Origin of the sequence: Pseudomonas sp. URMO17WK12:I7 (genome assembly GCF_003269045.1) — a bacterium.
In the GTDB taxonomy this organism is placed as follows: domain Bacteria; phylum Pseudomonadota; class Gammaproteobacteria; order Pseudomonadales; family Pseudomonadaceae; genus Aquipseudomonas; species Aquipseudomonas putida_J.
This window is the reverse complement of the sequence record NZ_QLTL01000017.1, coordinates 1-8,479: the sequence shown is the minus strand read 5'-3', so window position 1 is coordinate 8,479 and position 8,479 is coordinate 1. Positions and strand designations below refer to the sequence as shown.

Annotated in this window: 1 protein-coding gene; it reads right to left on the bottom strand. The window is 67.5% G+C overall.

Going from position 1 to position 8,479, the window contains the following annotated elements:
• Window positions 1–8,479 (bottom strand): amino acid adenylation domain-containing protein (locus H040_RS21810; protein ID WP_146746758.1); only part of this gene is annotated, 8,479 nt, incomplete at both ends.

Below are 8,479 nucleotides of genomic sequence, written 5' to 3'. Positions count from 1 at the left end.
GGCATCCGGCACATGGCGAGTCGCCGCATGCACCAGCACTGCCACTGGCGCGCTGTCGGTCAGCATATGCCGCACACGCTCGGCCGGGTAATCCGGATCGACCGGCACATAGGCCCCCCCGGCCTTGAGAATGGCCAGCAGCCCGACCACCATCGACAGGCCACGTTCGACGCAGATCGCCACGCGATCATCCGGTTTTACGCCCAGGCCAATCAGGTGATGCGCAAGACGGTTGGCCTGCTCGTTGAGCTCGCGATAGCTCAGTTCACCCTCTTCAGCGCGCACGGCAAGCGCATCCGGCGTGCGCACAACCTGCGCCTCGATCAGGCCATGCAAGGTCTGCTCAAGGTCGTAATCAACCGCCGTGTCGTTGAAGTCCACCAGCACCCGTTGGCGCTCATTGGCCTCCAGCACCGGCAAGCGCTGCAGCAACAGCGCCGGCTCATGCTCCAGCGCTTCGGCCATGGCCTCCAGCACCTGGTTCATCTGCCCACAGATACGCGCCGCGCCAACCTCGGCCGGGGTCATGGCAACCAGGCGGAAGCCCTCTCCTGTGTCATCCACGTTCAAGCCCAGGGGGTAATTGCTGCGCTCCTGGCTAGCGAGGTTGTCGATCCCTTCGGTCGCCTGCTTGTGACGGGCCGTGGCCACCGTACTGTGGCGGTAGTTGAGCATCGCACTGAACAGCGGCAACGGCGCGGCCACGCCGCTGCAACGCTGGGCCAGGGCCAGAGAGGCATGCTCGTGGGCCAGCAGCGCACTGAGCCGCTGGTGGGTGGCATGCGCGGCCTCGCGCAGGCTGACGCCGCCCAGCTCGACCCGCAGCGGCAAGGTATTGATGAACATGCCCAGCGCCCGCTCGGCGCCCTCACCGCCTTGCAGGCGGCCCAGCAGCACGGTGCCGAACACCACGCGGTCCTGGCCACTGGCAGCGCCCAGCAGGCGCGCCCAGGCCAGGTGGAACAGGCTCGCGACGCTGATCCCCAGCTGCCGCCCCTGCTGACGCAGGCGCTGGGCCAGTTCGGTGCTCAGCCACAGCTGCGCCTCTTCGATATCACGGCCATCACCTTGAACATCGCTGAGACCATACGCCAGGGTCGGTTCATCGATATCGGCCAGTTGCGAGCGGAAGAACGCTTCGTGCTCAGCCTGGCTGAAGCCCAGCCGCGCCTGCGCCACATAGTTGCGATACGGCACGGGCGCGCAAGCAGGCTCGGGGTCACCGTTCAGGAAGCCGATCAGTTCTTCGCCAACCACTTCCATGGCCGTGTGGTCGAGCACGATGTGATGGAACTGCAGCGTGGCTTCAATGCCGTCAGCCGTCTCGCTATAAAGCAAGCGGATCAACGGAGCCCGAGCCAGGTCGAGCCCAGCCTTGCCTGCCTCCCCCTCGAACACGCCGAGCGGCGCCTTGCGCCATACGACCTGTACCGGCTGCGGCAGCCCTTCCCATAGCACGGCCGTGCGCAGTACATCATGCCGGGCGATGACTTTGTCCAGCGCGACAGCGAAGTCGTCGAAATGTGCGCGGCTGGCAAAGGCGAAGCGTGACTGCAGTACATAAGGGTCATGCTCACGGGCGCTGACATGGTGATAGAGGATGCCCTCCTGCAGCGGCGCCAGTGGGTAGATGTCCTGTACGTTGGCAGCACCACCCGGCACCTGGGCGACAATGCGCTCGATGGCGGCCTGCTCAAGCGCCACCAGCGGCAGCATGGCCGGGGTGATGTGCTGGCAGCCGGCCGGGATGAGGTTGCCCGGGACTTGCACATGCTGCGCCTGGCCCAAAGTGGCGGCCAGTGCGGCAATGGTCGGCTGGCCGAACAATGTCCGCACATCGACCTGCAGGCCTTGCTGGCGCAAGCGTGCAGTCAGGTTCACTGCCAGCAGTGAATGGCCGCCCAGCTCGAAGAAGTTGTCATGCCGCCCGACCTGTTCAACCTTGAGCATCTGCGCCCACACCTGCGCCAGGGCCGCCTCCACCGGGCCTTGCGGCGCCACATAGCCCTGGCCGGCGAACAGCGCCGGGTCCGGGTCTGGCAGGGCCTTGCGGTCGAGCTTGCCATGGGGGGTCAGCGGCAATGCCTCCAGGCGCGTGAGCGCCTGCGGCAACAAGTGCGCTGGCAGGCTGGTCTGCAGTGCCTCGCGCAAGGCCTCCACCGCCACCGGTGCGGCTTCGGTGAACCAGGCCAGCAGGCGCTCGTCACGCACCAGCACCACGGCGGCAGCGACCCCCGGCTGCGCAGCCAGCACCGCCTCGATCTCGCCCAGTTCGACACGCACGCCGCGGATCTTCACCTGGTCATCGTTACGACCCAAGTAGTCCAGCGTGCCATCAGCGTTCCAGCGCACCAGGTCGCCGCTGCGATACAGGCGGCCACCTGTGCTGAAGGGGTCATCGAAGAAGCGTTCGGCCGTCAGTTCAGGGCGGTTCAGGTAACCCCGGGCCACCCCGGCGCCGCCGATGTACAGCTCGCCAACTGCCCCCACCGGCACTGGCTGGTGACATTCGTCGAGCACATAGGCACGGGTGTTGCCGATTGGCCTGCCGATATGCAGCGCGCCGCCCGCTTGCAGTTGCCCGGAAGTGGCAACCACCGTGGCTTCGGTCGGGCCGTAGTTGTTGACCACGGCAAAGCCTGGGTCACGGTCGAACTGGCGCAGGCGGTCACCGCCAACCAGCAAGGTGCGCAAGGTCGGGTGCTGGCGCTCACGGCGCAGCGCTTGTTCAGCGACCGGTGTTGGCAGGAAGCTCACCTGCAACGGCTGCTCCAGCCACCAGTCGAGCAGTTCGTCGACATGCTCGCTGGCGATGTGTGCAGGCGGCAGGTGCAACACCGCCCCGGTGCACAACGCCGGCCACACTTCCCAGGCCACGGCATCGAAGCCGAAACCGGCCACGCTGCTGGTGTGGCTGCCGGCACCAAGGGCAAAGGCATCGCAATGCCAATGCACCAGATGAGTCAGGGTGGCGTGCTCGACCATCACCCCCTTCGGCTGGCCGGTAGAGCCAGAGGTATAGATCACGTAGGCCAGCTGGTGCACATCCAGCCCGGCGACCTGGGGGTTGCTGTCGGCTTGCGCCTGCCAGCCATCGCCATGGAGCGCGACCTGCGGGGTATCACCGACCAACGCCTGCGTGCTTGCGTCAGTCAGCACAAACGCCGGTGCGCTGTCCTGCAACAGATACGCGATGCGCTGCGCCGGGTACGCCGGGTCTACCGGCACGTAAGCGGCGCCGGCCTTGAGCACCGCGAGCAGCGCGACCAGGCGCTCGAGGCTGCGTGGCAGGCACACGGCAACCCGGTCGCCGACCTGCACGCCGCGGGCGATCAGGTGATGGGCCAGGCGGTTGGCGCTGCGGTCGAGTTCGCCGTAGCTCAGTACCTGGCCGTCCTGCACCAGTGCTGCAGCTTGTGGCGCGCGGGCAGCCTGGGCTTGCACCAGGGCATGCACGGTCTGCCCTTGCGGGTAAGGCCGGGTGGTGCCGTTGAACGCGTGCAGCACTTGCTGGCGGGCTGACGGATCGAGGATCGACAGGGCAGCCACCGGTGTATTGCCTGCCTGTTCCAGTGCCTGGCTCAAACCGGCCAGGGCCTGGGCCATCCATTGTGCGACCCGCTCGGCACCCAGCCCCTGCTGGGCCAGGACACTGAGTGTGAAGCCCTCGCCCAGATCATCGACGCTGAGGGTCAGCGGGTAGTTGCTGCGTTCCTCACCGCCCAGCAGGCGCACGCCCTGTGCGCTGGCATCGTCGGCGGCCGGGTTGGCAGCGCTGCTGTGGCGGTAGTTGAACAAGGCACTGAACAGTGGCACTGACGCGGCCACGTCACTGCAGCGCTGGGCCAGCGCCAGCGAAGCGTGCTCATGGCCCAGCAACGCCGACAGGCGCTGGTGGGTGACGCGTACGGCCTGCTGCACAGGCGCGGTCAGGTCGACACGCAGCGGCAAGGTGTTGATGAACACGCCCAGCGCACGGTCGGCGCCCTCGCCACCTTGCAGGCGGCCCAGCAGCACGGTGCCGAACACCACGTCGGTGCGGTTGGCCAGTACCCCAAGTACCCGCGCCCAGGCCAGGTGCGCCAGGCTCGCGGCGCTCACGCCCAGGCGCCGGGCCTGCTGGCGCAACTGCCGAGCCAGCATGGGCTCGATCGGCAGCCGTGCTTCTTCGATGGCCTGGCCGTCGCCCTGCACATCGGCCAGGCCGAACGGCAAGGTCGGCTCGTCGAGGTCGCCGAGCATATCGCGGAAAAACGCCTCGTGACCGGCTTCGTCAGCCCCCAGCCGGGCCTGCGCGACATAGGTGCGATACGGCACCGGGGCCGCCAGCTGGTCAGCCTGGCCAGCGAGCAGCTGGCGCATTTCTGCGGCAATCACCTCCATCGCGGTGTGATCGAGGGCCAGGTGGTGGAACTGCAGGATCGCCACAACGCGCTGGTTGCCCGGGTCGTCGGCGTACAGCAGGCGCATCAATGGTGCCCGGGACAGATCCAGCCGGTGCTGGCGAGCGTCGAATCGCACCTGCAAGGCATCGATAACCGCGCCTGCCTGCACGCCGCCGACCGGCGTCACCTCCATGCGCGCTTTGCGCCAGACCACCTGCACTGGCTGATCCAGGCCCTCGGTCAACACGGCCGTGCGCAGGATGTCGTGGCGGTCTATGACCTGCTGCAAGGCAGTGGCCCAGGTCTGCAGGCGCTCCAGGCTGTCGAAGGCCAGCCGCGACTGCAGCAGGTAGGGGTCGCCCTGCCCGGCACTGAGGTGGTGATAGAGAATGCCCTCCTGCAACGGCGCCAGCGGGTAGATTTCCTGCACATTGGCCGCACCGCCGGGCACGCTGGCGACGACAAGGTCGATGGCGGCCTGGTCCAGGTCGATCAGGCTGAGCATGGCCGGGGTGATGTGCCGGGCATCCTGTGGCACGCGGTTGGCCGGCACCTGCACTTCACGGCCACTGCCCACTGCGGCGGCCAGGGCGGCCAGGGTCGGCTGGGCGAACAGCACCCGCACATCGGCGCTCATACCAGCCTGGCGCATGCGCTCGATCAAGGTCACCGCCAGCAGCGAGTGGCCGCCAAGCTCGAAGAAATGGTCATGGCGGCCGACTTGCCCTACCTTCAGCACGTCCGCCCAGATCGCCGCCAGGGTGGTTTCCACCGCCCCCTGTGGTGCTTCGAAGGCGCGGCTCAGCACGTCATCGCTACCCGGCTGTGGCAGTGCGCGGCGGTCGAGCTTGCCGTTGGCGGTCAAGGGCAAGGTGCTCAGCAACACATAGGCCGCCGGCAGCATGTAATCAGGCAACCGGCCTTGCAACTGGGCATGCAGCTCGGCGATGGTCGGGGCGCCGGTGCTGGCCGTGAAGTAGGCCACCAGGCGCTTGTCGCCCGGCACGTCCTCACGCAGCACGACGGCGGTATCGCGAATGCCTGCACACTCACCCAGGCGCGCCTCGATCTCGCCTAGTTCGATACGGAAACCGCGCAGCTTGACCTGCTGGTCGGCGCGGCCCAGGTAACGCAAGGTGCCGTCGGCCTGCCAGCTGACCAGGTCGCCACTGCGATACATGCGCGCCCCTGGTTGCGGGCTGAAGGGGTCATCGAGGAAGCGTTCGGCGGTCAGCGCCGGCTGGCCGAGGTAGCCTAGGGCGACGCCATCGCCACCGATGTACAGCTCACCGACCGCCCCGACAGGCAGCGGTTGCTGCCGCGCATCGAGCACATAGCAGCGGCCATTGCCGATGGGCTTGCCGATCGCGATGCTGCCCTCGCCCACCTCGAGGATCTCGTGGGTGGTGCTGAAGGTGGTGGCCTCGGTCGGGCCGTAACCATTGAGCAGGTGCGCCGGCGCGCCTTCGCGCAATACCCGGGCGACCACGCTCGGGTCCAGCACATCACCGCCGACCATCAGGTAGCGCAGCCTGGCCAGCGCTGGCAGCAGGCCATCGGCAAATTGGTGGAACAACCCGGCGGTGAGCCACAGCACGCTCACTTCGTGGTGCAGCAAGGTATCCCTCAGGGCTTGGCGTGACAGCACCTGGTCCTGGTCGATGACCACCAGGGTGCCGCCGTTGAGCAGTGGCGCCCAGACTTCCAGGGTGCTGGCGTCGAATGCCGGGTTGGAGGCGAATGCCACCCGGTCCCGGCTGTTGAAATCGGCAAAGCCATTGTTGATCACCAGGCGCACGATGGCCCGATGGGGTACCTGCACGCCTTTCGGCGTGCCGGTGGAGCCGGAGGTGTACATGATGTAGGCCGCGCTTTCGCCGCTGACCGGCAGGCCTGGCGAGTGCGACGGGCAAGTGTCCAGCGCCAGGCGATCAAGCTCCACGCGCAGGGCCTGGCCAATCTGATGTTCGCTGCTGTGGGTCAGCAGCACACGCGCCTGGCTGTCGGCAATCATGAATGCCTGGCGTTCGGCCGGGGCATTGCTGTCCAGCGGCACATACACCGCTGCGCACTTGCTCGCCGCCAGTTGCGCCGCCAGGAGGTCGAAGCTGCGTGGCAGCAACAGCGCGATGCGCTCACCCGGTTGCACGCCCAGCGCCAGCAGGTGGTGGGCCAGGCGGTTGGCGTGCTGGTCGAGTTGCGCGTAGCTGTATTGCTGCTCACCGTGCACCACCGCCACCGCTGCCGGGCTCAATGCGGCATAGGCGCCGAACAGGGTGGGCACGGCATGCTCGCGTGGGTAGTCACGCCGGGTCGCATTGAAGCCATGCAGTACCAGTTCGCGCTCGGCAGGCGCCAGGCAGCTCAGCAGCTGCAGCGGCGTTGCCGGGGCCCGTTCAAGGGCCTGCGCCAGCTGCTCCAGGGCGGTGCCCAGCAGGCGGCAGACCTGCGCCCCGTCCACGGCCTCCAACGCCTGCACGGTAAGCACGAAGGCATCACCAAGATCGTCGACATTGACCACCAGCGGATAGTGGCTGCGCTCATGGGCAGCCAGTTGCTCGATGCCCTGCCAGGCCTCGCGCAACCCGGCCTTGGCCGGCGCGCTGTGGCGGAAGTTGAGCAGGCTGGTGAACAGTGGCTGGTCGGCCGGCACCGCGCTGCAACGTTGGGCCTCGGCTAGCGACGCCTGTTCATGGGCAAGCAGCCGGGCCAGGCGCTGGTGGGTCAGACGCACGCCGTCGCTGGCCGCCGCCGTGCCGACGCTGACGCGCAGGGGCAAGGTGTTGATGAACATGCCCAGCGCCCGCTCGGCGCCCTCGCCGCCCTGCAGGCGCCCCAGCAGCACGGTGCCGAACACGACCTCTTCACGGCCAGACAGCTGCGCCAGCACCTGGCCCCAGGCCTGGTGCACCAGGCTGGCGACGCTGATGCCCAGCTGGCGGGCCTGGTCACGCAGGCGCTGGCCAAGGTCGGTATCCAGTGCCTGGCGGCTGTCGAGCACACGGCGGGTATCGCTGTGGGCATCACGCAGGCCGAACACCTCGGTGGGCTCGTCGATATCGCCCAGCAGCTCGCGGAACATCGCCTCAGCCGCCTGACGATTGCCGCCCAAGCGCGAATGGGCCACATAGTTGCGATACGGCACGCTGGCGTGCGATAGCGCCTGGCCCTGCAGGACGGCGGTGATTTCCGCGACCAGCTGCTCGACGGCGGCGTGGTCGAGGATGATGTGGTGGATCAACAGCGTCGCTTCGATCCGCGCTTGGCTTTCACTGCGCAGCAAGCGGATCAGGGGGGCCTGGTTCAGGTTGATGCGATCGCCGTCCGTTTCGTGGCCAAGCCCGGCTTCCCGCCACACCACTTGCACCGGTTCTTCAAGGTTTTGCCAATGGATGCTGGTGCGCAGGATATCGTGGCGGGCGATCACCTGATCCAGCGCAGCGGCGAACGCGTCCAGCGTGGCCGGGTCGGGGAAGGCGAAGCGCGCCTGCAACACGTAGGGGTCGTTACCTTCACTGGCCAGGTGGTGGTAGAGAATGCCTTGCTGCAGCGGTGCCAGGCCGTAGATGTCCTGGACGTTGGCGACGCCCCCTGGGATCTGGGCGACCAAGGTGTCGATGGACGCCTGTGACAGGCCTGCCAGTGGCAGCCTGTCCGGTGTGATTCGGGCACAGTCTTGCGCGATGCGATTGTCCGGCACCTGCACGGTGCTTGCAGTGCTCACCGCCGCTGCCAGCGCGGCCAAGGTCGGCTGGCCGAACAGCACGCGGACATCGGCATGCAGGCCTTGCTGACGCAGGCGCGAGGTCAGGCTCACCGCCAGCAGTGAATGGCCGCCCAGTTCGAAGAAGTTGTCGTGGCGCCCTACTCGCTCGACGTCCAGCAGCTCGCACCAGATGCCGGCCAGCAGGGTTTCGGTTTCGCCCTGCGGCGCTTCGTAGGGGCGATCCTGGATGGCGTCGGGCGCCGGCAGCGCCTTGCGGTCGAGCTTGCCGTTGGGGCTCAGCGGCAAGGCGTCAAGGTGCATGAACTGCGCCGGCACCATGAACTCCGGCAGGTGCGCGAGCAGTGCCGTGCGCAGGGTCTCGACGGTT